The sequence below is a fragment of the Myxococcales bacterium genome, assembly GCA_016720545.1.
In the GTDB taxonomy this organism is placed as follows: Bacteria; Myxococcota_A; Polyangia; order Polyangiales; family Polyangiaceae; genus JAAFHV01.
Genome location: JADKKK010000003.1, coordinates 64,328 through 88,525, shown reverse-complemented (window position 1 = coordinate 88,525; position 24,198 = coordinate 64,328). Strand labels below are relative to the sequence as shown.

General features: G+C 70.7%; 17 protein-coding genes. 11 read left to right on the top strand and 6 right to left on the bottom strand.

Going from position 1 to position 24,198, the window contains the following annotated elements:
* Positions 1–19: 19 nt before the first annotated feature.
* The 8 genes from IPQ09_07420 (at position 20) to IPQ09_07385 (ending at position 11,706) form a co-directional block, all read left to right on the top strand.
* Complete coding sequence (locus IPQ09_07420) at positions 20–1,636, top strand: oligosaccharide flippase family protein (protein ID MBL0194042.1); 1,617 nt, start codon at positions 20–22, stop codon at positions 1,634–1,636.
* A 104-nt stretch (positions 1,637–1,740) separates the two neighbouring features.
* Entirely contained in the window at positions 1,741–2,604 is an 864-nt protein-coding gene (locus IPQ09_07415; GenBank protein MBL0194041.1) for a serine/threonine protein kinase, read from the top strand.
* 38 nt (positions 2,605–2,642) lie between these two features.
* Positions 2,643–3,887, top strand: coding sequence for a glycosyltransferase (locus IPQ09_07410; GenBank protein MBL0194040.1), 1,245 nt, complete (start codon positions 2,643–2,645; stop codon positions 3,885–3,887).
* A 108-nt stretch (positions 3,888–3,995) separates the two neighbouring features.
* A complete protein-coding gene (locus IPQ09_07405) occupies positions 3,996–7,100 on the top strand; it encodes an acyltransferase (GenBank protein MBL0194039.1) in 3,105 nt (1,034 codons plus the stop codon).
* An 89-nt stretch (positions 7,101–7,189) separates the two neighbouring features.
* Positions 7,190–8,446 (top strand): carbamoyl-phosphate synthase, encoded by a 1,257-nt coding sequence (locus tag IPQ09_07400; GenBank protein MBL0194038.1) that lies wholly within the window; start codon positions 7,190–7,192, stop codon positions 8,444–8,446.
* A 15-nt stretch (positions 8,447–8,461) separates the two neighbouring features.
* Complete coding sequence (locus IPQ09_07395) at positions 8,462–10,093, top strand: glycosyltransferase (protein MBL0194037.1); 1,632 nt, start codon at positions 8,462–8,464, stop codon at positions 10,091–10,093.
* Between the two features lie 103 nt (positions 10,094–10,196).
* Positions 10,197–10,778: a polysaccharide biosynthesis/export family protein gene (locus IPQ09_07390; GenBank protein ID MBL0194036.1), complete on the top strand. Its 582-nt coding sequence runs from the start codon at positions 10,197–10,199 to the stop codon at positions 10,776–10,778.
* 133 nt (positions 10,779–10,911) lie between these two features.
* The gene (locus IPQ09_07385; protein MBL0194035.1) at positions 10,912–11,706 is read left to right on the top strand and encodes a hypothetical protein; all 795 of its coding nucleotides are present in this window, start codon (positions 10,912–10,914) and stop codon (positions 11,704–11,706) included.
* Positions 11,707–11,751: 45 nt separating this feature from the next.
* Here IPQ09_07385 and IPQ09_07380 read toward each other — a convergent pair whose 3' ends face one another.
* The 4 genes from IPQ09_07380 to IPQ09_07365 form a co-directional block, all read right to left on the bottom strand.
* Positions 11,752–12,864, bottom strand: coding sequence for an SMP-30/gluconolactonase/LRE family protein (locus IPQ09_07380; protein ID MBL0194034.1), 1,113 nt, complete (start codon positions 12,862–12,864; stop codon positions 11,752–11,754).
* 58 nt (positions 12,865–12,922) lie between these two features.
* A complete protein-coding gene (locus IPQ09_07375; GenBank protein ID MBL0194033.1) occupies positions 12,923–13,492 on the bottom strand; it encodes a serine acetyltransferase in 570 nt (189 codons plus the stop codon).
* 2 nt (positions 13,493–13,494) lie between these two features.
* On the bottom strand, positions 13,495–14,892 hold the full coding sequence (locus IPQ09_07370; GenBank protein MBL0194032.1) for a sugar transferase: 1,398 nt from the start codon (positions 14,890–14,892) through the stop codon (positions 13,495–13,497).
* 896 nt (positions 14,893–15,788) lie between these two features.
* Complete coding sequence (locus IPQ09_07365) at positions 15,789–16,349, bottom strand: hypothetical protein (GenBank protein MBL0194031.1); 561 nt, start codon at positions 16,347–16,349, stop codon at positions 15,789–15,791.
* A 151-nt stretch (positions 16,350–16,500) separates the two neighbouring features.
* Here IPQ09_07365 and glmS point away from each other — a divergent pair, with 151 nt between their 5' ends.
* Positions 16,501–18,384, top strand: coding sequence for a glutamine--fructose-6-phosphate transaminase (isomerizing) (glmS, locus tag IPQ09_07360; GenBank protein ID MBL0194030.1), 1,884 nt, complete (start codon positions 16,501–16,503; stop codon positions 18,382–18,384).
* Between the two features lie 162 nt (positions 18,385–18,546).
* On the opposite strand, the gene IPQ09_07355 is transcribed toward glmS, so the two are convergent.
* Entirely contained in the window at positions 18,547–19,314 is a 768-nt protein-coding gene (locus tag IPQ09_07355) for a hypothetical protein (GenBank protein MBL0194029.1), read from the bottom strand.
* Positions 19,315–19,456: 142 nt separating this feature from the next.
* On the opposite strand from IPQ09_07355, the gene IPQ09_07350 reads away from it, so the two are divergent.
* Together IPQ09_07350 and IPQ09_07345 are read left to right on the top strand one after the other, a co-directional pair.
* On the top strand, positions 19,457–21,400 hold the full coding sequence (locus IPQ09_07350) for an ATP-dependent DNA helicase RecQ (protein ID MBL0194028.1): 1,944 nt from the start codon (positions 19,457–19,459) through the stop codon (positions 21,398–21,400).
* The gene (locus IPQ09_07345) at positions 21,397–22,773 is read left to right on the top strand and encodes a hypothetical protein (GenBank protein MBL0194027.1); all 1,377 of its coding nucleotides are present in this window, start codon (positions 21,397–21,399) and stop codon (positions 22,771–22,773) included. Before IPQ09_07350 ends, IPQ09_07345 begins: the two co-directional genes overlap by 4 nt.
* Positions 22,774–22,803: 30 nt before the next feature.
* On the opposite strand, the gene IPQ09_07340 is transcribed toward IPQ09_07345, so the two are convergent.
* Entirely contained in the window at positions 22,804–24,156 is a 1,353-nt protein-coding gene (locus IPQ09_07340) for a hypothetical protein (GenBank protein MBL0194026.1), read from the bottom strand.
* Positions 24,157–24,198 lie beyond the last annotated feature (42 nt).

Below are 24,198 nucleotides of genomic sequence, written 5' to 3'. Positions count from 1 at the left end.
CGAGATCTCGGAGCGAAACGTGCCCTCGGAAGCCGAAGACCCCGCCGCAGCGGCCAAGGACCCCGCCGCGCCGGCCGACGCCTCCGCGGACGGCGATCGCCCCTCCGAGGCGCACGCCCACCGCGACGTCGCGACCGCGATGCGCAACGCGCTGAAGCTCGGCTTGTCGCTCATGGCGACCTGGGCCGTCGCGCTCGGCGTTCGGTTCATCCTGCCCCGCTTCCTCGGTCCCGAGGGCTTCGGGCAGTACGCGTGGGCAGAGAGCACCGCGGCGCTCGCCTTCATCTTCGCGGGCCTCGGCCTCAACACGTACATCCAGCGCGAGGTGTCGGTCCGCCCCGCGCACGCCTCCGACTTTTTCGGGGGTGTGCTCGTCGCGCGCCTCCTCGTGATGCTCGCGCTCTTCGTTGGGCTCTACGGGTACGCGTCCCACGCCGACCGCGATCCCGAGCTGCACATCACCGTGTTGGTGTTCGGTCTCACCCAGGCGCTGGTCGTCACGAACGAGTCCCTCGCGGCGCTCCTGCAAGCGAGCACCCGCGTCGGTCGGCTCGCGGTCGCCAACGTGGCCGCGAAGCTCGTGTGGGGCGTGGGCGTCGTCGCGATGGTGCAGATCACGCACCGCTTCCCGCTGCTCGCGCTGCCCATGTTCCTGTCGGAGCTGCTCAAGGCTCTGGTGCTCTGGCCTTCGGTCCGGCGCGAGGTCGGGCTCCAGCTGCGCTTCGATCGGCAGGTGACACGCACCGTGCTCATCGCGTGCATCCCGTTCTTCGTGAACACCATCTCCTACACGATGGGCAACAAGCTCGACATCGCGCTCCTGAAGTCGCTCGCGACCGACGCGACGCGAGAGGCCGCCGAGGCCGCGCAGGCCGCGAAGGTGGAGGTGGGCCTCTACGGCGCCGCGCAGAACCTCGCCTCGCTCGCCATGCTGCTCGCGCCGCTCGAGGCCTGGGTCATCACGCCGCTGCTCACGCGGGCGCTCCGCCGCAGCGAGGCCGAGTTCTTCGCGATCCTCCGCCGCGCGGTCGAGGGCATCCTCGTCGTGGCGATCCCGGCGACCATGATGATAAGCCTCGGCGCGACGTTCTGGATCCGCATCACCACGGGGAGCAAGTTCCTCGCCGCCGCGCCCGCCCTCCAGCAGCTCGCGCCCTCGTTCGTCTTCACGTACGCGGCGGTGTTGTTCGCCACCGCGCTCATCATCATGAAGCGCTCGTGGAGCGTCACCCTCATCTCCATCTCGCGGCTGCTGCTCCAGCCGCTCCTCATGTGGCTCGTGATCCCCTGGGCACACCGCAAGCTCGGGCCCGGCGGGGCCGGGGTAGGCGACGCGTTCTGCTTCACGTTCCTCGAGCTCTACGTGTCGGTCGTGTTCCTCATCACGCTGGGGCGTCGCGCGCTCGACAAGCGGCTCGTGGCCGCGCTCGCCAAGTCGCTGCTCGCGTACGCCGCGTCGTGGACCGTCGACCACTTCGCCAAGCCGCTGGGGGACGCGCGCCTCGTGCTCGTCGGCCTGACCTACGCGGTCGTCGTGCTCGGGACGGGCGGCGTGCGCCTCGGGGACGTCAAGTCCGTCGTCCAGATGGTGCGCAACCGGCGCAACCTCGCCAGCGAAGGCACCGCTCAGGCCTAGCGCTCGTCGTGGCGCCGCGGCCGCGCGGGTCCTCGGCGGCGAAAATTGCGCTTCGGGCGCATTTTCGCCGCGTCTCCGGCGCGCTCGCGTTACATATGGACGGCTTGCACATCGTCGCGGGAAACAAGCTCGGTCCGTACGTATTCGAACGCCCGCTCGGTGTCGGCGCGTACGGCGTGGTGTGGCTGGCGCGCCGCGAGGACAACGCCTCGAAGGTCGCCATCAAGGTGCTGCACCCGCAGGCGGTGTCCCACGAGAGCGTGGAGCGCTTCCGGCGCGAGGCGCGCGCGCTGGAGCAGCTCTCGAGCCCGTACATCGCGAAGATGTACGAGTTCGTGGTTGGCCCCCCGTTCGGCTTCGCGCTCGTCATGGAGTACATCCAGGGCGAGCTGCTCGCGAGCGTGTTCAAGCGCACCAAGCTCGGCGTCGAAGACACCATCCACCTGGGCGCCGATCTCCTCCGGGGCGTGGTGGAGATGCACAGCCGCGGCATCATCCACCGCGACCTGAAGCCCGCCAACGTCATGCTCCGTCCCATCGAAGGCGGCTGGATCGCGGTGGTGCTCGACTTCAACCTGAGCCGCTTCAAAGGTGGCACCGACGAGAACGGTCGGCCCCAGGGCAACCTCACCGCCATGGGCTCGGCGATCGGCACGATCCCCTTCATGGCGCCGGAACAAATCGTCGACGCGCGCCGCGCCAACGAGTCCGCCGACGTCTACTCCGTGGGCGCCATCCTCTACAACGCGGTGGTCGGCGCCCCGGCGTTCGACATCAGCACGTTCCGCGTGAAGCTCTCCGAGGAGGCACCGGCGGTCGTCACCGGGCGCTCCGATCCGACCGCGCTCGCCTTCGCGGGGCTCGTGCAGCGCGCCATGCGACGCAGGCCCGCCGAGCGCTTCGCCAGCGCCCAGGAGATGCTCGTGGCGCTGGAGGCCATCCCGCTCCCGCCGGCGAGCCCACGCTGACCGACCGCCCGCGCGGGAGCATCCGGGCTAGCTGCACCATGCACGTTCTCTACCTCACGACCGAGCTCCCGTTCCCGCCCGTGAGCGGCGGGCAGGTCCGCACCGCCGCCGATCTGCGGCTGCTGCAGTCGCTCGAGGAGGTGCGCTCGATCGATCTCGTGTGCGTCGAGGAGGAGTCGTCTCCGCGCGGCGAGGAGGGGGCGCGCGCTCTCTCGGCGCTGCCGAAGGTCACGCTCCACGGCCCGGTGTTCCACCCGATCCACCTGAAGCGTTTCCCTCACTACTTCGCGCTGGTCGCCGCGCTCGAGCTCGTGCCGGGCTTCCCGTACTTGGCCGGCAAGTGGGCGAGCCCGCGCGTCGCCGCAGCCCTCGTCAAGGCCGTGCGCGCCCGCGCTCCCGACGTCGTCACCATCGATCACCTCGGCATGATGGTGTACGCGAGCCTCCTCGCCCGGCTCGCCCCGCGCGCCCGCCTCGTGCTCGGTCAGCACAACGTCGAGAGCGACTTTTTCGCCCAGTTCGCCGCGCGAAAGACCGGCGTCGTGCGCCTCGCCGCGGCGCTCGAGACCCGCCGCGCTCGGGGCTTCGAGCGCGCCGCCCTCCGCCGGGCCGACGCGGTCGTGGCCATCTCGGCGAGCGACGCCGCGGCGTTCCTCGAGCTCGCGGGCGTGACGGCCCATCTGGTCCCGCAGGTCGTCACCTTCGAGCGCACCCCGTGGAGCCCGCGCGCGGCGCGGCGCCTCGTCTACGTGGGCAACCTCTCCTGGCACCCCAACGTGGCTGGGCTCGACTGGTTCCTGAGCGAGGTGTGGCCGGTCCTCCGGCGCGACGTGCCCGACGTCACCCTCGACGTCGTCGGCTCTGGCCTCCCGCGCGACCCGTCGGGCACCGAGATCGTGCCCGAGCGCTGGCGTCTGCCCGGCATCACGGTGCACGGCTTCGCGAAGGAGCTCGCGCCGCACTACGCCACCGCGAGCGCGTTCATCGCGCCGATCCTCGGCGGCTCGGGCGTGCGCATCAAGCTCCTCGAGGGCTTCCGCGCCGGCCTGCCGCTCGTCACCACCTCCGCCGGGGCGCTGGGTCTGCCGCTCACCAGCGGTCGCGAGCTGCTCGTGGCCGACGACCCACGCGCGTACGCCGCGCACGTGGCCGACGTCCTCCGGAGCCCGGAGCTCCAAGCCCGCCTGCGCGAGGGCGCTTACGACTTCCTCGAGCGTGAGCACGGCCTCGCGCGCGCCCAGGCGGTCATGCGAGCGGTGCTCGGCCTCGCGCCGGCCCCCTGACGCCCGGATTCAGTTAAGTCCGACTTAACGATCGGCTACGCGGCTCTAGCGCCCGGGCGGCGCTTCGTCGCGCGGCGAGTGCTGCAGATCGTTTAGCATCGGCTCACCTTGGACAATCGTAAGAGTCGCCTCGGCGTCGCGCTCGCAGCCCTCGCCTTCTACGCGGTCTTCATCTACCGCACGAGCTTCGTCCTCGGGGGGACGCGCACCTTCGTCCTCTTCGAGGACGCGATGATTTCCATGCGCTACGCGAGGAACCTCGCGGAGGGCCACGGCCTCGTGTGGAACCCGGGCGAGGCGCACATCGAGGGCTTCACGAACCTGCTCTGGGTGCTCTGGATGAGCGTGGCGCACATGCTGCACCTCTCCGAGGCGAAGATCTCCCTCTTCATCATGCTCACCGGCGTGGGCATCTTGTTCGCCAACGCGTGGGTCGTGGCGAAGATCGCCCGGCGCCTCTCCGACGCCAAGTGGCTCCCGCTCGCGGTGCTCGCGGCGACGCTCTTCGACTATCCGCTCGTGTTCTGGACGCTGCGCGGCATGGAGGTGGGCGCCCTCACCCTCCTGGTCGACGTGCTGCTCTACCTCGTGCTCGAGAACGAGGTGAAGTTCACCCTGCGCCGGACGGTGCTCATGTCGGTCGTGACCGCGGCGGCGCTGCTGCTCCGCTCCGACTCGGTGGTCCCGATCGCGCTCATCGGCGTCTACGGGCTCTACACGGCCGAGAAGCGGGTGCTGTTCGCGGTCACCATGGCCGCCGGCGCGGGAGGCGCGGTGGGGGCGCAGACCGCGTTCCGCATCGCGTATTTCCACGATCGACTGCCCAACACCGCCTACCTCAAGCTCATCGGCATTCCGCTGTCGGCGCGCCTCAAGCGCGGCGTGTTCGTCGCCCTCGAGATGCTCGCGATGCACCTCGCGGTGCCGCTGGCGGTCATCGCCGCGCGCCTCGGCAAGCCCGAGAAGACCTTCTACCAAGACCCGCCCACGCGGCGGCGCGTCCTCCTCGGCGCGCTCTTCGCCGCGCAGATCGCCTACGCCACGTACGTCGGCGGCGACGCGTGGGAGTGGATGCTCTACGCGAACCGCTACACGTGCGTCGGAATGCCCGCGCTCATCCTCCTCGTGGCGCTGTGCATCGACGATCTGATCCGCGAAGGCGAGGCCGCGCGCGAGCTCGCCGCGCGCAAGTTCGCGGGCGCCCTCATGACCATGGGGCTCGTGCTCGTGCTGCTCAACGTGTACGGCAAGCTGCGCCCCGAGCAGGGCGTCGCCCGCACCATCTATTTCAGCAAGACGCCGTTCGCGTTCGGCGGCCTGTATTTCGGCCTCGGCGCCGCGTTCCTCTTCTTGAAGGACCTGCGCGAAGGCGTGCGCGACGGGCTCGACTGGCTCCGCTCGCGCTTCGCCTCGCGCGCGACGGTCACCTCCGCAGCGCTGGTCGCCATGGGGCTCGTGTGGTTCCCCTCGCACGCCGTCGCGCTCGGTCGGTGGGCCACGCAGAACGCTGCACAATACATCGATGAGGCCCGGTACACGCGGCTCGGCTTCCTGCTCCGCGCCACCACGCCCGACGACCACCGCATCGCGGTCGCGGCCGCCGGGGCCACACCCTACTTCTCCCGCAGGCCCACCGAGGACCTCCTCGGCAAGAACGACGCGCACATCGCGCACTTGCCCCCGAAGGGCGTCTTCTCGCCGGGCCACGACAAGTGGGACTACACGTGGAGCCTCGGCGAGCGAAAGACCCAGCTCATCGTCGAGCCGGTCGACCTCAACCCGGCCGACGAGAAGTACATCGACGAGCTCGGCTTCGAGAAGCTCCCGAACGAGATGCTCCTGCGACGCGGCGCGCCCGGCGTGAAGCCCGAGCTCGTGGGCGCCAAGGTGGACACGGCGGCCGAGCTCGAGGCGGTGCTGGACAAGGTGGGCTTCAAGGCCCCCGAGCCCGCCCGCGGCGTCGACCTCGGGGTGTGCTTCGCGCTGGCGCTCGTCGGGCTCGGGCTCTTCCTCGGCCTCTCTCGGGACGCCGACGATCTCTCCGCGCTCGACGAGGCCGCGCCCGCGCCCACGCCCGGGCCGGAAGCCACGAGCGGGCACGACCACATCCAAACCCTCGACGGCATGCGCGGCATCGCCGTGCTGCTCGTGCTCGCGTTCCATTTCTCGTGGGAGTTCCCCGAGGTGGGCGCGGTCGCGACGCACGTCAAGCGCGTGCTCTGGACCGGCTGGATAGGCGTCGACCTCTTCTTCGTGCTCTCGGGGTTCCTCATCACCCGCGGCCTCGTGGCGCCCAGCAACAAGCCGCTGCTCACGCGCATGAAGATGTTCTGGATGCGCCGCGTGCTCCGCATCTTCCCGCTGTATTACGCCTTCATCATCGTCGGCAGCGTCATCGGGCTCGCGCTCGGCCACTGGATCCCCGGCCCCGCGTACTGGCTCTACATGCAGAACTACGTGCTCGCGTTCGACCCCGAGGAGCTCCGCTGGACGGCGCACTTCTGGTCGCTCGCGATCGAGGAGCAGTTCTACTTCGTCTGGCCGGTGGTGGCGCTCGTCACGCCTCGAAGGCGCCTCGTGCCGCTCACCCTCGCGCTCATCGCCGCGTGCCTGGTCCTGCGCGCGGGCTTCACGCTGAAGGCCCACTTCTGGGAGCCTCTCACGGTCGTCAAGTTCGTTTACCGAGCGACGTTCACCCGGGCCGACGGGCTCCTGCTCGGGGCGCTGGTCGCCACGCTCCAGCGCGAGTCGTCCCACACGATCTCGCACCTCTGGCGGCGCCTGCGCTTCCCGCTCTTCGTGCTCACGGGGGTGGGCGTGGTCGGGCTCTATGTCGTCGCCAAGGGGCTCAACGGCTACGATCGCCGCGTGGTGGTCGCCGGGTATTTCCTCCTCGCGCTCTTCTTCGCCAGCGCCGTGTCCCTCTGCGCCGACGGCCAGATCGGCCCGCGCGTGCGCGCCTTCCTCACCTCCCGGGTGCTCGTGTCGTGCGGCAAGGTGAGCTACGGCATGTACATCTTCCACTGGCCGGTGCTCATCCTCGCCATCCCTACGCTCAAGCGCCTGCAGGTGGGCCTGTCGGAGCTCGGTCAGCTCGGCGTGAACACCGCGTTCCTCCTCGGCGCGATCGGCCTGGTCTGGGGCGCCTCTCAGCTCAGCTTCAAGTACTTCGAGTCACCGTTCCTCAAGCTGAAGGGGCGCTTCCTGGGGTAGGTCCCGCGCGTCGCTCGCCGCGGCGTATGAGTGCAGTATGCACGCTGCTTGCGGTTGAGTCGCCGCGCGACTTCGCGGCATGATGCGGCATGCAGGTGCTCCTCCTCGGCGCGGACTACTACGGCACGCTGGCGGCCGTGCGTTGCCTCGGGGCGCGAGGCGTGCGGGTGTTCGTCGCCGACGAGACCCGTGACGCGCGCGCGCTCTTCTCTCGGTACGCCGCCGAGCGGCTCCAGCACCCGCCGCTCGGCGAGGTGGACGCGCTGCTCGACTGGCTCGTCGCGTTTGGCCGCGCGCACCCCGGCACCGTCATCTACCCCACGAACGACCACCTCGCGTGGCTCCTCGCCGCGCACGAAGAGCGCATCCGCGACGTGTTCCTCACGATGCACCCCGGCGAGGGCACCACGCTCGACCTGCTCGACAAGGGGCGCCTCTCCGCGGTCTGCGCCGAGCTCGGCATCGACGTGCCGCTCACCCTCTACGCCGACACCGACGCCGAGCTGCTCGCGCTCGCCGAGCGCGCCACGTTCCCCCTGCTCATCAAGCCGCGCACGCAGATCTACCTGGAGAGCGGCATCAAAGGCTCGCTCGTGGAGCGGCTCTCCGAGCTGCCCGCCACACTGGCCCGCTACCACGATCTCGTGCGCTTCAACCCCGCGCTCACCTCGCGCCACCCGGACATCGCGCGGCCGATGCTCCAGGCCTACCACCCCGCCGCGGAGACCAGCATCTTCAGCGTGTCCGGCTACGCCGACGACGCCCACCTCGTGTCGCGCTCGGCCATGAAGGTGCTCCAGCGCCCCCGGAAGGTCGGCATCGGCCTCTGCTTCGAGGGGCGCGAGCCCGAGCCCGCCGTCACAGCGCAGCTGCGCGCGCTCTTCACGCGCGTCGGCTACCGCGGGGCGTTCGAGGCCGAGTTCATCGCCGACGGCGACCGCCGCCTCCTCATCGACGTCAACCCTCGATTTTACAGCCAAATGGCCTTCGACGTGGCCCGCGGTCTGCCGCTGCCCTACGTCGTCGCCCTTCGCGCCGCCGGCCAGGACGCCGACGCCGATCGCGTCCTCGAAGAGGCGACCCGTTGGCAGCCCGCCGGCAAGCACGTCTACTGCCACGAGCTCATGCTCGATCTCGTGCTCGGGCTCCAGGGGCTCAGCGGGCAGATGTCGCGCGACGAGGTCAAGCGCTGGCGCTCGTGGCTCCGCGACAACCGCGCGCGCGCCACCGACGCCGTGCGCGATCCCGACGACCGCAAGCCGGCGCTCGTCGACGCGGCCTCCTGGGTGCGCCACTTCGCCAAGCACCCGCGGAGCTTCCTCCGTTCGTACGTCCTGAACCGCTGATCCGAGGAGCCGCACTTGCTCGCACCCGCCGCACAAGCCCACCTCGGCCCTGGCCTCTGGGTCAGCGTGGTCGTCGCCAACTACAACCGCCCCGAGCTCGTCCGCCGGCTCCTCAGTGAGCTCGCCGCGCAGTCGCCAGCTGTGCCGCCGTCTCGGTTCGAGGCGATCGTGGTCGACGACGGCTCCGAGGTCGACGTGCGCGAGGTCGTGTTGGCCGACTACCCCTTCTCGCTCACCGTGCACCGTCAGGCGAACGCCGGCGCGGCGCGCGCGCGACAGGCGGGCGCCGAGCTCGCCCGCGGGAAGGTCGTGCTCTTCCTCGACGACGACATGCGCGTCGGCCCCGAGTTCCTCGAGGGGCACCTCGCGCTGCACGACGCGCCCGACACCGTGGTGCTCGGCCAGCTCCGCCCCGACACCGACATCGCGAAGATGCCGCTCTTCGAGAAGTTCTTCGCGCGCATGCTCTCCGACAAGGCCGACTCGCTCCTCGCGGGCCAGCCCCTCCGCGGTCACGGCGTGTACACGGGCAACGTCTCGATGGACCGCGAGCTGTTCCTCCGCGTGGGCGGCTTCGATCCGCAGTTTCGCGCGCTCGAGGACGAGGAGCTCGGAATTCGCCTCGAGAAGGCCGGCGCGAGGCTCTTGTTCTCCGACCGCGGCTCGAGCCTCCACGGCTCCGACAAGACCTCGCTCGAGAAGTGGCTCGCCAGGAGCTACAACGACGGCGCCTACGCGGTGCGCGTCGGCCGCAAGCACCGGGATCTTCCTTCGGCGAGCCCGTTCCGCCACTTCGAGCATATCTCTCCGATATCTTTGCCGTTTCTAGGTCTTGGCCTTGGCCTGCCGGCGGCCGCGGAGCCCCTCGCGAAGCTCGCCGTGCAGGTCGCGATCTCGGCCGACAAGCTCGGGCTGGAGCGGCTCGGCGTGGCCGGCGCCACCCTGGTCTATGGCATCCAGTTCTATCGCGGCGTGAGGCACGAGGCGGGCAGCCTCCCGGGCCTGTGGAGCGAGTATCGCGCGTTCCGCTCGGCGCTCCGCGACCTCGGCCCCGGCAGCGACCCTTCGACCGACCGCGGCGGCGCGCTCGCCGACTTCACGGCCGCGGTGCGCGAGGACCACGCCGTGATGCTCGCGTACCAAGGCAAGTACAGCCAAGGGGAGGGGGGCGGCAGCCTGCCCTCCGACGGCGTGAAGAAGATCGGCTTCCAGATCCTCGTGGCCTACCGCCTCATGCGACTCTTTCGCGCGCGCGGCGACAGGCTCGCCGCGCAGTTCACGAGCCGCCTGATGCGGCACCTGTACGCCTCCGACATCCACTGGGACGCGGAGCTCGCGCCGGGGGTGATGATCGTCCACGGCTTCGGCCTGGCCATCAGCCACTCGGCCAAGGTCGCGCGCGGCTGCATCCTCTTCCAGGGGGTCACGCTCGGCTTCGGCAACGACACCGAGGGGCGCGCCGGCGCGCCGACCCTTCAAGAGAACGTGCACGTCGGCGTGGGCGCGACGCTCTACGGGCCCATCACCGTGGGGGAGAGCAGCAAGATCATGGCGGGCTGCGTGCTCGGCGAGTCGGTCCCCGCGCGCTCCCTGGTCGAGGCGCCCCGTCCGGCGGTCAGCGCGCGCCGCGGTCGCGCCCCCGCCTGACGCGCCCTGTCGCCGCCTGATCTCCCGTGGCCCCGCGCGCGCCCGACCTCGGGTCGCGTTTCCGGCGCATCCGTTTTTGAAGAACCCGTGTATGCTGTTCGCGATGTCCACCCTGAGGATTGCGCTTGGGTTCTCTGCCGCGGTCGCGCTCGCGGCGTGTGGGTCCACCGGCCCGTTCGTCTGGGCCACCAGCTTGCCTCCGCAGCCCGCGGCCCGCGACACGGTCATCACGTCGGCCGACATCGTGAACGTCCGCGTGTTCCGCGAAGACACCTTCTCCACCCGGGAGCACGTTCGGCCCGACGGGAAGATCTCGGTGCCCGTCGTCGGCGAGGTGATGGTGCGCGGGCGCAAGCCCGACGAGGTCGCGAAGGAGATCGAGGGCCGCCTCAAGACCATGCTGAAGGAGCCGAGCGTGTCGCTCGTGCTCGAGCAGCCCGTTCAGATCCCCGTCTCGGTCACGGGCGAGGTCCGGCAGAGCGGCACCTTCCAGCTCGAGCCGGGCGCGAACGTCCTCCACGCCATCGCGTCGGCGGGCGGACTCAACGACTACGCGGACGGCGACAAAATCTTTCTCGTGCGCAAGACGCTCACCGACCGCGTCCGCTTTCGCTTCTCCGATCTCCGCTCTGGCGTGACCACCAACATCACGCTCATGCCTGGCGACCTCATCGTCGTCGAATGAGCGCGGCGCTCCCGGCGCGGCGTCGTCTGGCCTCCTCGCCGCGGTCGCGGTGGCGATCGCCGCGTGCGCGGCCAGCTCGCCGTCTCCGTCGGTTCCGGGCGAGGCGGGCACCTCTCCCGACGGATCCACACCCGTGCCAGGCCCCACCGGCTCGGTGCCGCCCGGACCCGTGGCCGGCTCGGCGGGCTGCGCCAAGCCGTCCGCCGCGCCGGGAGGCCAGGGACGCACGCTCACGGTCGGCGGCGGCTCCAGGAGCTACTCGCTGTTCGTGCCGGACGACTACGCGCCCACGAAGGCGTACTCCCTCGTCTTCGCGTTCCACGGCGACGGGGGCACGGGCGCCGCGCTACAGCGCTCCATGAAGCTCGACGCTGTCTCGGCGGGTGGTGCGCTCGTGGTCTATCCCGACGGCGTCGGCAAGACCTGGAACCTCGACACGGCGCCCGAGCAGAACCCCGACGTCGCGCTCTTCGACGGCCTCGTCGCCGAGCTCGAGGCGTCGTATTGCGTCGACACGAAGCGCGTGTTCGCGACCGGTTACAGCCGCGGCGGCTACTTCGCCAACCAGCTCGGCTGTTGGCGCGGCGCCGCGCTCCGCGCGATCGCGTCGAGCGGGTCCGGCGGGCCCTTCGGCAAGCAGTACGACGCCACGGGGCACCTCGTCTGCCCGCAGCGCGGAGTGCCCACGATCATCTTCCACGGCACGAACGACAGCCCCTCGGAGGGACAAAAGTCCCTCGACCACTGGGCCTGGGCGAACGAGTGCCCGGACAAAAACAAGCAGACCGACACGGCCCCGTCGCCGTGCAAGAGCGTCTCCGGCTGCGCCGCGAGCAAGCCGGTGGTCTGGTGCCTCATCCCGGGCATGGGCCACCAGATCTGGTCCGAGAGCGACGCCGCGACCTGGGCGTTCTTCGCGAAGCTCTGAGGCGCTGCGCGGTCACGCGGCCTCGGTCCGTTTCTCAACAAGCTCTCAGAGCACGCCGGGCGTGCGCATGGCGAGCGCGTAGATCGCCGGGCTGGAGACGCCGCGGCCCAGGGTGGACCCGACGAAGAGCGTCTTGCCCTGGGGATCGCCGAACGCGAGCGACGTGGGCTGCTGGTTGGCGGGCAGGGGGAGCACGCCCCACTTCTTGCCCGCCGACGAGAACGCCTCCACCCCCGCAGAGGTTGCGACATACACGTTTCCGGCCGTGTCGGTCGCGACGCCGTCGGGCGCCGGGCCCGTCGCCGCGAAGAGCGCGGGCGGTCCCGCGGCGGTGCCGTCGGCCGCGAGCGCGAAGCGAACGAGCTGCGCCTCGCCCGTGAGCGAAACGAAGAGAGACGCGCCGTCGGCCGAGAGCGCGATGCCGTTCGGGAACTTGCCCTTCGCGTACTCGGCGAGCAGCGTCACCGTCGGCGGAGTGCCCGCGACCCGGTACACCCCCTCCATCGCCTGGGCCCCGCCCTGGTAGCTCGGATCGGTGAAGTATACACCTTTCCCCGCGGCGACGACGCAGTCGTTTGGCGAGTTGAGCGCCACGCCGTTGGCCGTGGTCGCGAGCTCCGCGCGCGAGGTGCCGTCCACCTTGCGGCGCGCGACCGCGGAGGGCTTGGTCTCGGTGAGCACGAGCGAGCCCCCGTTTTCGGGGTCGAAGCACAGGCCGATGGCCGACCCCGACGGCCGGATGAAGGCGGGCGCGAGCCCCACCCGCGGCAGCCGCCACACGTGGCCGGAGCTGCCCTCGGCGAACGGATCGGTGAACATGAGCGCGCCGTCGGCCCACAGCAGGCCGTCCATGTAGCCGAGGCCCATCGCCTGGCCGTCGGCGACCGAGAGGTGCTCGCGCGGCGTGACACCCGCGAGCGGGTTGGGGTCCACCGCGCCGTCCGGCAGGGGGGCGCCGTCGCCCACGGGGGGCGTCGCGCCGTCCTTCGGGGCGCCGCTGTCGTCGACCGGGGCCACCGCGCCGTCGGGCAGAACGGTCGCCGCGTCCCCCTCCGTGGGCAGCGTCGCGCCTGGCCCGCCTGGGTCGGGCGTGCTGGAGCACGCGTACGCGGCCGTCGCCAGGCAAGACAAGAGGGGCAAATAGGCGCGGAGCTTCATCCCCTTAGAATTAGCAGGCCTTTCCGCGCTCGTCACCGGCGGGCGCGGCGCGCTCAGCTCAGTCTGCGCGTTCGGCGCGCTTCTTGTGCGGGCGCGCGGGGATGCCGCTCACCACCGTGTCGGGCTCGACGTCGCTCAGCACCACGGCGTTCGCGCCGATCACCGCGCGCGCGCCCACGCGCACGGGGCCGAGGATTCGCGCGCCGCACCCGACGATGACGTCGTCCTCGATGATCGGATAGCCGTTGTCTTTCGCGGTGCCCACCGTGTTGTTGCCCATGAACTTCACGCGGTCGCCGATGCGGGCGTCGCCGCCGATGACGATGCCGAGCGTGTGGGTGAAATTGACGCCCCGGCCGAGGGTCACGTCCTTGCCAATCTCGATGCCGAACAGCGCGGTCTGCACCATGCGGAGCGCGTGGTTCACCCCGGGCACCCGCCCGCGCGCCGCCTCGCGCACGCGGTTGAGCAGCAGCACCCGGTAGCTGTCCTGGCTGGCGGCGACGCTGAGGATCGCCTTCGGCCCCGGCGAGGCCTCGCCGCCGTTCGCGCGCGTGAGCTCCACGGCGTCGGTGAGGAGCCGAGAGAAGAGCCCGCCCTCGGGCTTGGGTGTCGCAGGTCCCGTCATTTTCAAACCCCCGAGCCTCGCACCACCACGCCCACGGTCTTGGCCAAAATGTAGATGTCGAGCCACGGCGACCAGTTGCGGACGTAGTGCACGTCGACCTGCACGCGCCAGGCGAACGAGGAGGCGTTCCGATCGCTCACCTGCCACATGCCGGTCATGCCCGGCGTGGCCCGCAGGATGAGCTTCTCGTTGCCGCCCATTTCAGGCAGCTCGCGCTCGATGTACGGGCGCGGGCCGACGAGGCTCATGTCGCCGCGGATCACGTTCCAGAGCTGCGGGAACTCGTCGAGGCTGAACTTGCGCAGGACGCGGCCGATGCGGGTCACCCGCGGATCTTTGCGCAGCTTGTGGAAGACCTCGTACTCCTTGCGAAGCTCCGGATCGGCCTCGAGCACCTGCTTGAGGCGGGCCTCGCCGTCGCCGTGCATCGTGCGGAACTTCGCCGCCATGAAGTGGCGGTTGTCGCGGCCGAGCCGCTTCTGCATGTAGAATACAGGCCCCTTCGAGTCGAGCTTGATGAGCAGCGCGATCAGCAAGAGGAAGGGGAAGATGAACACGCTGCCGACGAGCGTGAACGACACGTCGAGCACCCTCTTCGCGAGCCGCGGCGCGGGCAGGAGGAGCTGCTGCCGCACCTCGACCCCGAGGACGCTGCCGACGCTCTTGGCCGGCACGCCGAGCGTCGCGAACCCGAACAGATCGGGGATCAGGAGCAGGTGCGAGAACTGCCCGCCGACCCGCTCGACGATCGACAGCAGCGTGGACGAGGGCTGCCCGGGCATCGCGACGATCGCGTAGGGGATCTTGAGCTTCTTCGCGAGCAGCGGCGCGAGCGAGAGATCGCCTACGAGCGGCACTCCCTCGACCTCGGCGAACTTACCGCGCGGGAAGTTCGAGCTGCGCACGGGGAAGGCCGAGCTCGGCGTGGTGATGTCGATGGGCGCGTTGGGCGGGTGAGAGCTCAGGCCCTCGTCCTCGCGCGCCGCCTCGATCTCGCTGTTCGACTTGGGCTCGTCGCCGAAGAAGTCGTCCGCGAGGGCGGCCCGGGTGGACTCCGACAGGAAGGTCGCTGCCCGGACGTTGATCGAGTGGATGTCGACGTCCATGCCGTTGACCTGGCTGGCGAGCAGCGTGCCGTGCTTTGCGCGGTCGTCGTCGAGCAGCACGACGGGCTTCAGGCCGCTGCGGGGCTGGGCCTGGAGGGTGCGCACCACGAGGCGCCCGGTTTTGGCTGCACCCAGCACGATGACCGGGATCCCCCACCACGGGCGGCGCGAGAACTTGCCCCGCGCCACCGCGCGCACGAGCGGCACGAGGGCGATGGTCGAGGTCCACCACACGAGCTTCGACGTGAGGTGCCAGCGCGCGCTGAGGTTGCCGCTCACCGACAGGATGAACATGGCGGCGTGCACGATCGAGGTGCTGAGCACGACCTCCCGGAGCTCGTCGGGCGCGGACTTGGCGAGCGGCGAGTAGAGGTCGAGGAACGCGTACACGAGGATGCAGAGCAGCAGCGTGGGGCCGACCACGTACGCCTCGCTCACCAGCACGAAGCCGTCGGCGAGGTACCAGTCGACGAGCGTGCCGATCAGCGCCGTGAAAATGAGGGTGGTGGCGTCGACCGCGAGCAGCACGAACGAGGTCAGCGCCGGCCGTGACAGCACACCGAGGCCGGCCACCGCCGGGTTGGCGCGCGCGGCGCTGGAGAGGTCGGTGTACCCCTCTTTCGCGCGGACCCGGATCTGCTCGGTGACGGCGTCGGCGATGTGGTCTTCGGTGCACGCGCCGAGCCCGACGAGGATGCGCCCGAGCTGGCCTCCGCGCTCCTCTTGCTCGGTCAGCGCGCGCTCGATGTCGGCCTCGGTGACGGCGCCGGACGCGAGGAGGAGCTGTCCGAGGAAGGTGCCGTCTGCCCGGGAGGTGCGCTTGAAGAGCGAGCCTTCGACCTTGAACTCGCCGCCGGTCGGGATCTTGAGCTCGGTCATCGACGGCGGCAGCGCGCCCGTGAGCGTGTCGCTCATGCGCTCTTGCGAGAGCTGCAGCGCGAGCGGCTCGGGCAGGCGCTCGGCGAGCAGGCCCGCGGGGATCTCCACCTTGATGGAGGCCTCGTCGTCGTACTCGGGCTCGAGCACGAGCCCCTGCTCTCTGGCCTTCGTCTTCTCCGGCACCTGTAGAGTATCTCACAAGAAACCGTTGGCTACACGGCGCGAAGGCCTCGCGCGAGCTCGCGACGCGCTCGCGGCGCGCAGGTCGCGCGGTCGCGACGGTCGGGGCGTGTGAGAAAATAATGCAGTGTTTACATGGGCTTGCGTCGCCCTCGGCGCGCCGCGACCGCCGCGAGACCGAGCGCCGCCAGGCCGAAGACGGAGCCCGCGTCCGCGCCGCGGCCGACCACGTCACAGCCGCACGCGGACTTCTTGGGCGGCTCGGCGCTCGGCGCGCTCGGCGCGCTCGCCGGCTTCGGCGCCTCGAGCAGCCCGAGCTTCTGCGCCGCGAGCTTGGGGAGGCAGCGGTCCTTGATCGAGCAGGTCTGTGTGGACGGGCACGCGCCGCCCGGACCGCAGCGCTGGGTGGCGGCGAGGCGCTGCTCGCCTGCTGCGCCTGCGTCGGCCAGGGTCCCCACCTCGACGCAGAGCGGGACGGGGCGGCACACCTCGCCCGGGGTGCAGTTGGCGTCGTGGAGGCACACCGAGGGCTCGCACCACGCGAAGCTGCTCGAGGCCTTGCCCGTCGAGCCGGGCGGGCAGTCGGTCGGAGGCTCGACGCCCGCGGCGGCCACCGGCACGCGCCCGAGCAGGAGCGCGATCGAGAACAGAAACGCGAGCGCGCGGACGGCGGTGGTCTTCGAGGCTCTCACGCAGGCCACCATACGGTGTCCCCGCGCGCCGGCACAGCGGCGACGACGGGTCGCGCGCCGCAATTTTCCTCGCTCCTGTGGCGAGAATGAGGGCTACGCTCCCCCCCGTTCGCAGCGCCCGCGTCGGCGGGCTTCCCCGAGGAGAAGAGTCATGTGCGGAATCGTCGCGTACACGGGTTCGAAGGACAGCGCGCCCATCCTCGTGGAGGGACTTCGTCGGCTCGAGTACCGAGGCTACGACTCGGCCGGGCTCGCCGTGCAGACCCCGAAGGGGGTCGAGATTCGGCGCGCGGTCGGCAAGCTCGCGAACCTCGATACGGCGCTCCGTAACACGCCGCTCGTCGGCACGACGGGCGTGGGCCACACGCGCTGGGCGACCCACGGGCGGCCCAACGAGGCGAACGCGCACCCGCACGTGTCGGGCAAGATCGCGGTGGTTCACAACGGCATCATCGAGAACCACGTCGAGCTGCGGCGCGAGCTCGAGGGGCGCGGGGTGCGGTTCGCCAGCGACACCGACACCGAGATCGTCGCCCACCTCGTGAACGAGGGGCGCGCGGCGGGCGCCGAGAGCCTGACCGCCGCGGTGCGCGGCGCGCTCAAGCGGGTGCGAGGCGCCTACGCGATCGCCGTGGTCGCGGGCGACTGCCCGGGCGAGATCGTGGTGGCCAAGCAAGACTCACCGCTCGTCCTCGGCATCGGCCAAGACGAGAACTTCGCGGCGAGCGACATCCCCGCGCTGCTCGCTTACACGCGCGACGTCATCCTGCTCGACGACGGCGAGATGGCTCGCCTCACGAGCACCGGGATCGAAATCACCGTCATCGCCGACGGCGCGCCCGTCACCCGCAAGTCGAAGCGCATCGACTGGTCGCCCACCCAGGCGGAGAAGGGTGGCTACAAGCACTTCATGCTCAAGGAGATCCACGAGCAGCCCCGCGCGATCGAAGACACGCTCCGCGGCCGCATCGATCTCCAGGCGGCCGACGTCATCGCCGCCGAGATCGGCGTCACCGAGGAGCTCGCCAAGAAAATAGGTCGGGTCTATTTCGTCGCGTGCGGCACGAGCGCACACGCCGCCATGGCGGGGCGCTACTGGATCGAGCAGCTCGCCCGTGTGCCGGCCACGGTGGAGATCGGCAGCGAGGTCCGGTACCGCGAGCCGGTCTTCTTGCCGACCGACCTCGTCGTGGCGGTCAGCCAGAGCGGCGAGACCCTGGACACCATGGCGGCGGTGAAGGCCGCGAAGGCGCAGGGCGCGCACGTGCTCGCGGTCGCCAACGTCGTCGACAGCGCGATCCCGCGCGCCTCGGACGGCTCGCTGTACACCCACGCGGGCCCCGAGATCGGCGTCGCGTCCACCAAGTGCTTCACGACCCAGCTCGCGGCGCTGCTCATGCTCGCCGTCTACCTCGGGCGCCGGCGCGGCACCCTGCCCGAGGGCGAGGCGAGGCGGGTCTTGAACGCGCTCTGGCACGTGCCCGCGAAGATGCGCGAGGCGCTCACGGAGGCCGACCGCATCAAGGCGATCGCGAAGCACCACCTGCGCGCGCGCGACATGCTCTTCCTGGGGCGCGGCACGGGCTTCCCCATGGCGCTCGAGGGCGCGCTGAAGCTCAAAGAGATTTCCTACATCCACGCGGAGGGCTACGCCGCAGGCGAGATGAAGCACGGCCCCATCGCCCTCATCGACGAGGAGATGCCGGTCGTCGTGGTGTGCCCGCGCGACGTGCACTACGAGAAGACCATCTCGAACCTCCAGGAGGTGCGGGCGCGCGAGGGCCAGGTCATCGCGATCTGCACGAAGGGCGACGCCGACGTGGCGAAGCTCTGCCTCGACGGCGCGCCGCAGAGCCTGCGGGGCGGAGGGGCCGCGCGCGAGGCCGACGTCATCGAGGTGCCCGAGGCGGAGGGCGAGGTCCTGCCGCTGCTCACGGTGCTCCCGATGCAGCTGCTCGCCTACTACATGGCCGACCTCAAGGGGACCGACGTCGATCAGCCGCGAAACCTCGCGAAGACCGTCACAGTCGAGTGAGGTGACGGGTTGCAGCGGGTCAGCGGAGCGCGAGCGCGCTCATGTGGGGGGAGCCTCCCACCGAGCGCACCCCGCCCCGCGTAGCTCAGAAATGGGTCATCGCGCGCGGGCGTGAGATCGATCCACCGTTCCCGGCAGAGACGCGGTGCCCCACGTAGTGGGTCAGGGGCAGGTCGGGTACGACTTCAGCGCAGTGGCGCACAGCTCGACGTCGGTGCCGTAGGTCGACAGCTGCAGCTCGCAGGTCGTCTTCTCGGTCCCGTTCAGCGTGTTGCAGCAGTCTCCGAGCTTGGTGCACGCGGCCGGGTCGAGGTCGCAAAACCGGCTCTTGCTGTTCCCGCAATGCACGTCGTCGCGGCCGTCCACGATCTCGCCGCACGTCGACTTGGCCGGGTCGGGCAGCCTCTTGCAGCAGAAGTCGAGCACCCCGCAGTTCACACTCCCACCGCCGCCGCTGTCGTTGCCGCCGCCGCCGCTGTCGTTGCCGCCACCGCCGCTGTCACTGCCGCCATCGTCGTCGGAGCATGCAGGGGCCGTGCAGTTAGCCGCGGTCAGGCACGGCGCGAGCACTTCGAAAGCACACTTCACGCACTCTCCGCTCACCGCGCACTTCTCTCGGCATTTCGTGTCGTTGCAGGCGCACTTCTGGTCGCAGGCTTGGACGTCGGAGCAGGGGGCGCCCGCGAAAGTGCCAGTCTTGTAGCCTGGGCCGTAGCACTGGGCGTATTGCGCATCGCACTTGGCGACCATACACGCGGAGTGGGTGTCCGATTGGGCCTGACTGCAGGTGCCGCCTAGGCAAAACCTGAATTTGGCCTCACCCCCGCCGCCGCCCGCGTCCGATGCGGCCGGGGTGGTCGCGCTCGAACACGCGAGGAAGGGCGCTACAAAGAGGGCTGCGGCGAGCGCGATGTGCTTGAGCTTGGTCATTTTGCGCCAGCTTTACGCGGGTTCGCCGAGGTACGTAATCCTCACAGTTGAGGAGGGCACGGGGCCGTGGAGTCGCGCCCGCCATGCACTCCTTGCATCTCAGGGCTCGCTGTGGTGACTCGCCCGCGTGCCCCCACCCTCCATAGGTCCGTCGTCGCCGCTCGAGGTCCTCCGGGCGCGCTTCGGGTTCTCCGAGCTGCGCCCCGGGCAGGCCGCGGTGGTCGACGCGGTGCTGGGGCACGGCGCAGCGCTCGCGGTGTTCCCGACCGGCGCCGGCAAGTCGCTCTGTTACCAGCTCCCGGCGCTGCTGCTCGACGGCGTCACCCTCGTGGTCTCGCCGCTCATCGCGCTGATGAAAGACCAGATCGATTTCCTTCGCGGTCTGGGGATCCACGCTGGACGGCTCGACTCGTCGCTCTCCGCGAGCGAGGCCCGCGCCGTCGCCGACGACCTGAGAAGTGGCACGCTGAAGCTGCTCTACGTGGCGCCCGAGCGCTTCAACAACGAGCGCTTCCTCGAGACTCTCGCGCGCGCCAAGATCGCGCTGTTCGCCGTCGACGAGGCGCACTGCATCTCCGAGTGGGGACACAACTTTCGCCCGGACTACCTGAAGCTCGCGGGCTTCCGCGCGCGCCTCGGCAACCCGCGCGTGCTCGCCCTCACCGCCACCGCGACTCCGGAGGTCGTGAAGGACATCTGCCGCGCCTTCGCGATCCCCGACGAGGCGGCCATCGTCACAGGCTTCTACCGACCGAACCTGCGCCTCGTGACGACGCCGGTGAGCGCTGCGGAGCGAGATGGGCTGCTCCTCGAGCGGCTCGCGGGCGGGGCGCACGGGCCGACCATCGTCTACGTGACGTTGCAGCGCACGGCCGAGCGCCTGGCCGAGACGCTCACACGCGCCGGGAGCCCCGCCGCCGCCTACCACGCGGGCATGGATCCTGAGGCTCGCGCACGCGTGCAAGACGCCTGGATGGCCTCGGAACAGGGCATCGTGGTCGCCACGATCGCCTTCGGCATGGGCATCGACAAGGCCAACGTTCGCACGGTGATCCACTACAACCTGCCGAAGAGCCTCGAGAGCTACAGCCAGGAGATTGGGCGCGCCGGTCGCGACGGCGCGCCCTCGCTCGTGGAGCTCTTCGCGTGCCCCGACGACGTCGCCGGGCTGCAGAACTTCGCCTACGGCGACACGCCCACCGAAGGGAGCCTGCGCGGTCTGCTCACGCAGGTCCTTGGGATGGGAGCGGCGTTCGACGTGAGCTATCCCGAGCTGTCGGGCCAGCACGACCTGCGCGTGCTCGTGCTGCGCACCGCGCTCACGTACCTCGAGCTCGACGGGGTGCTCGCGCAGGGGACGCCATTCTACGCCGCCTACACCTTGCGGCCGGTGGTGCCACTGGACGAGATCCCCGGGCGCTTCGCCGCCGAGCGCCGCGAGCTCGTGACCCGGCTGCTCTCTCAGGCGACCAAGCGCCGAACGCTCTACTCGCTGGACCCGACCGCGGCCGCCGCCGCGATCGGCGAGCCTCGCGAGCGCGTGCTCACCGCGCTCACGTACTTCGAGGAGCAGGGGTGGCTCGCCCTCGAGCCGGCCGACGTGCGGCAGCCCTACCGCCGACTCCGCGAGCGCGAGGACGTGGACGCGCTCGTCGCGGACCTGGTCCGACGATTCGAACGGCGCGAGCGAAGCGAAATCGAGCGGATCGAGGCCGTGCTCCGCATCGTCACGCACGCGGGCTGCCAGACCAACGCGCTCGTAGGTCACTTCGGTCAGGTGCGCGCCGGGCCGTGTGGGCACTGCTCGGGCTGCTCGGGCACGCCGCGGACCCTCCCGGAGGAGCGGGCGCTGCCCCCGGTGCCGAGAGACCTCCGCGCGGGGCTCGGGGCGCTGCGCGCGAAGCACCCACGCGCGCTCGCCGAGCCGCGTCAGGTCGCGCGCTTTCTCTGCGGGCTCACGAGCCCGGCGCTCACCCGCGAGAAGCTCTCGCGGCACCCCTGGTTCGGGGTGCTCGCCGAGCGTCGGTTCGCGGACGTCCTGGCGTTCGTTGGCGCGCCAGCGATGGCGTGGGAGGCTGGTGCATGACCTGGGTGCCTACGGGCCTCCGTGTTCGGCGAACCTCTTCGGCGCGAGTCGGCGCGGTGGCGCTGTTCGCCGCCGGACTGCAGGGAGCGCTCGTGATCGCCGCGTGCGGGGCCGCCACCGAGCCCCCGGCCGGCCTCTCGACCGACGCCGCCGCGACGCTCGACGCGCGCGCCGGCGAGGGGGGCGACGCACGGCAGGACGCTCCACACGACGCACACGACGCGTACCTGGACGCGGGCCTGGACGCCGGTCACGTCATCGACGCGAGCGACGCGAGCGACGCGACGCTCGCCGACGCAGCAGACGCCGGGCCTCGACCCCAGGCACCGTGCCAGCGCCCGACGGCCGACCTGGGCGTGCGCTCGGACGCGTGTCTCGCGCGCCTCGCGCTCGCGGGGAGAGATCTGCCCTACTACCGCTCTCATGGGCTCGAGAGCACCGACGCCGCGGTCGAGAACCTCGTGCTCATCCAACACGGCAACTCGCGCAACGCGTGGGACTACTACGACACCGTCGCGGCGGCTGCGACCCTGCGCGATTCGGGACGCACCGCGGTGCTCGCGCCGCTCTTTCAGGCCTCCAACAGCACGTGTGGCTTCGACGCCAAAGCCCCGAACGATCTCTATTGGGGGTGCAGCGATTGGAAAGAAGGCGGCGTCTCGCGCAACGCCACGATCGACTCCTATGCCGCCCTCGACGCGCTGCTCGCGGCGGCGAAAGTGGCATTCCCACGTCTCCGCCGCGTGACCATCGCGGGCTACTCGGCGGGCGGGCAGACGATCCAGCGATACCTCGCGGGCAACACCGAGCACGACCGCACGCCGGGCATCACCACTCGCTACGTAGTCGCCAGTCCTGGCTCCTACATGTACCTCGACGGACGTCGCGTGCGTCCCGACGCGGTCTGCACCAGCGCGAGCAACTGCGCGCTGACGGCCGCGTCGTTCGTGCTGCCACCCTACGCAGGATCCGCGTGCCAGACCGACGAGCCCGCGGTCGAGCCGGGCGGGGACGCTTACGACGACTACCGCTACGGCCTCGCGAACCGCACGGGTTACCTGGCCGCGATCCCCGACGCGACCCTGCGCGCGAACACCGTCGCGCGGCCCGTGGTCTACGTGCTCAGCGAGGGCGACGCGGCGGCGGCCGGTGCCCGCCCGGTCGCCTACGGGGCGCTCGACAAGAGCTGCGCGGCGATGGCACAGGCGCCGCTCGGGGCCTCGTACCGCCTCCAGCGCGGGCTCGTCTATCACCAGTACGTGACGAGCCTGTTCGGGGCGGCGCATCGGCGCCGGATCGTGCCCGTCTGCGGGCACGAGGAGGGCTGCGTGCTCAACGATCCGGGGACGCGGGACGAGCTCTTCGGGCCCTGAGCGGTCCGAGGTGCTCGGGCTCGCGGGGCGCTACTTGCCGTGCCAGAGCTTCCCGCCGGTGGTGTACACGTCGCCCCACGGGGTCGCCCACGCGGCGATCATGCCGGAGGGCGTGGGAATGGACTCCGGCGCCCAGCCCGTGGCGCTCCTCCGCAGCACGATGCCCTTCGAGCCGACGACCCACATGCGGTTGAGGCCCGTGCCGTCGATTCCCCGCCAGTAGCCGTCCGTCGTCCCCGACTCGGTGTAGAGGTTCACCTCGCCGCCGACCCGCCCGCCGCTCGCGTTGAAGATGTTGATCTTCGAGCCCACCGACATGAGCGCGGTCGCGTCCGGCACCGCGAGGACCGCGTGCGCCGGCCAGCCCGCGAACGACTTGAGCTCGAAGCCGTCGTAGAAAAAGGCGCCTTGCCCGCCGGCGCTCGCGACCATCACGTCGTTGGCTTTGAAGCCCGAGAGGGCGTTCGTGTAGTGGTGGCCGGCCGGGAAGCCGTAGAGGTACCCGAGCCGGTTCACGGCCGTGGGGGTGGCGAGGTACACGCCGTCGGATCCTTGGTGCACGAGGAACCGGTTGTTGCCGAGCGCGAAGAGGCCGCCGCCCCACACGCCGCCGTTGTTCAGCTGCGCGACCGGCCGCCACACGCCGGTCGCGTCGCGTCGGCGGAGAAACATGGGACCCGTCGTGTGGTTGCCCACGAGGATCGTGACGTCCTCCCGGGTGAGCCCCGCGACCGCGAACGCCTGGGTGAAGTTGTCGAACGTGACCCCGATGTCGACCGGCGCCCACGTGCTGCCGTTGAAGAAGAACACGCCGTCGCCTACGGCCCAGATCGCGTCGGGCGCGGCCCCCCACACCGCGTAAATGGTGCCGGGCGTGGCCTTCGGCGACTCGGCGACCCAGTCGAGCTCTTGGCAGTAGCCGTCGGCGCAGCTCCCGTTCTTGCAACTGCGTGTAACTTTGGAGAAAAAGCACGACACGCCCGGTACGCAGGCCGGCTCGGGCACCCAGCTCTCGGAGTTGGGGCCGACGCACGTGGGCTTCGGCACCGCGCCGCCGTCGAACTGGGTGATCCACGCGTCGCTCTTGGCAGAGGCGTCGGGTTCGGCGTCCGGCTCGGCGTCGGGTGGAGGCGTCGCGCCGTCGGGCAGCGCCCCGTCGGGCAGCAGCTCGGTGCCGGTGCCTGTGCCCGTGGGCGCGGTGGGGGAGTCGGTCGCGCCGTCGGCGGCGCCCTCCTCGCCCGCCTTCAACGTGGAGCATGCCCCGAGCGCGGCCGCGGACAACGAGAAGGCGAGACCGAGCGCGAGGAGAGGTCTCGCGCCGCCCGAGGCGCGGGGTGAGCGGCGTGATGGCGGGGGGATGCGGGAGATACGGGAGGAGCTCACGGTCTCAGGATACGTTGTACGCGCGCTTGGCGCTCACCTTCC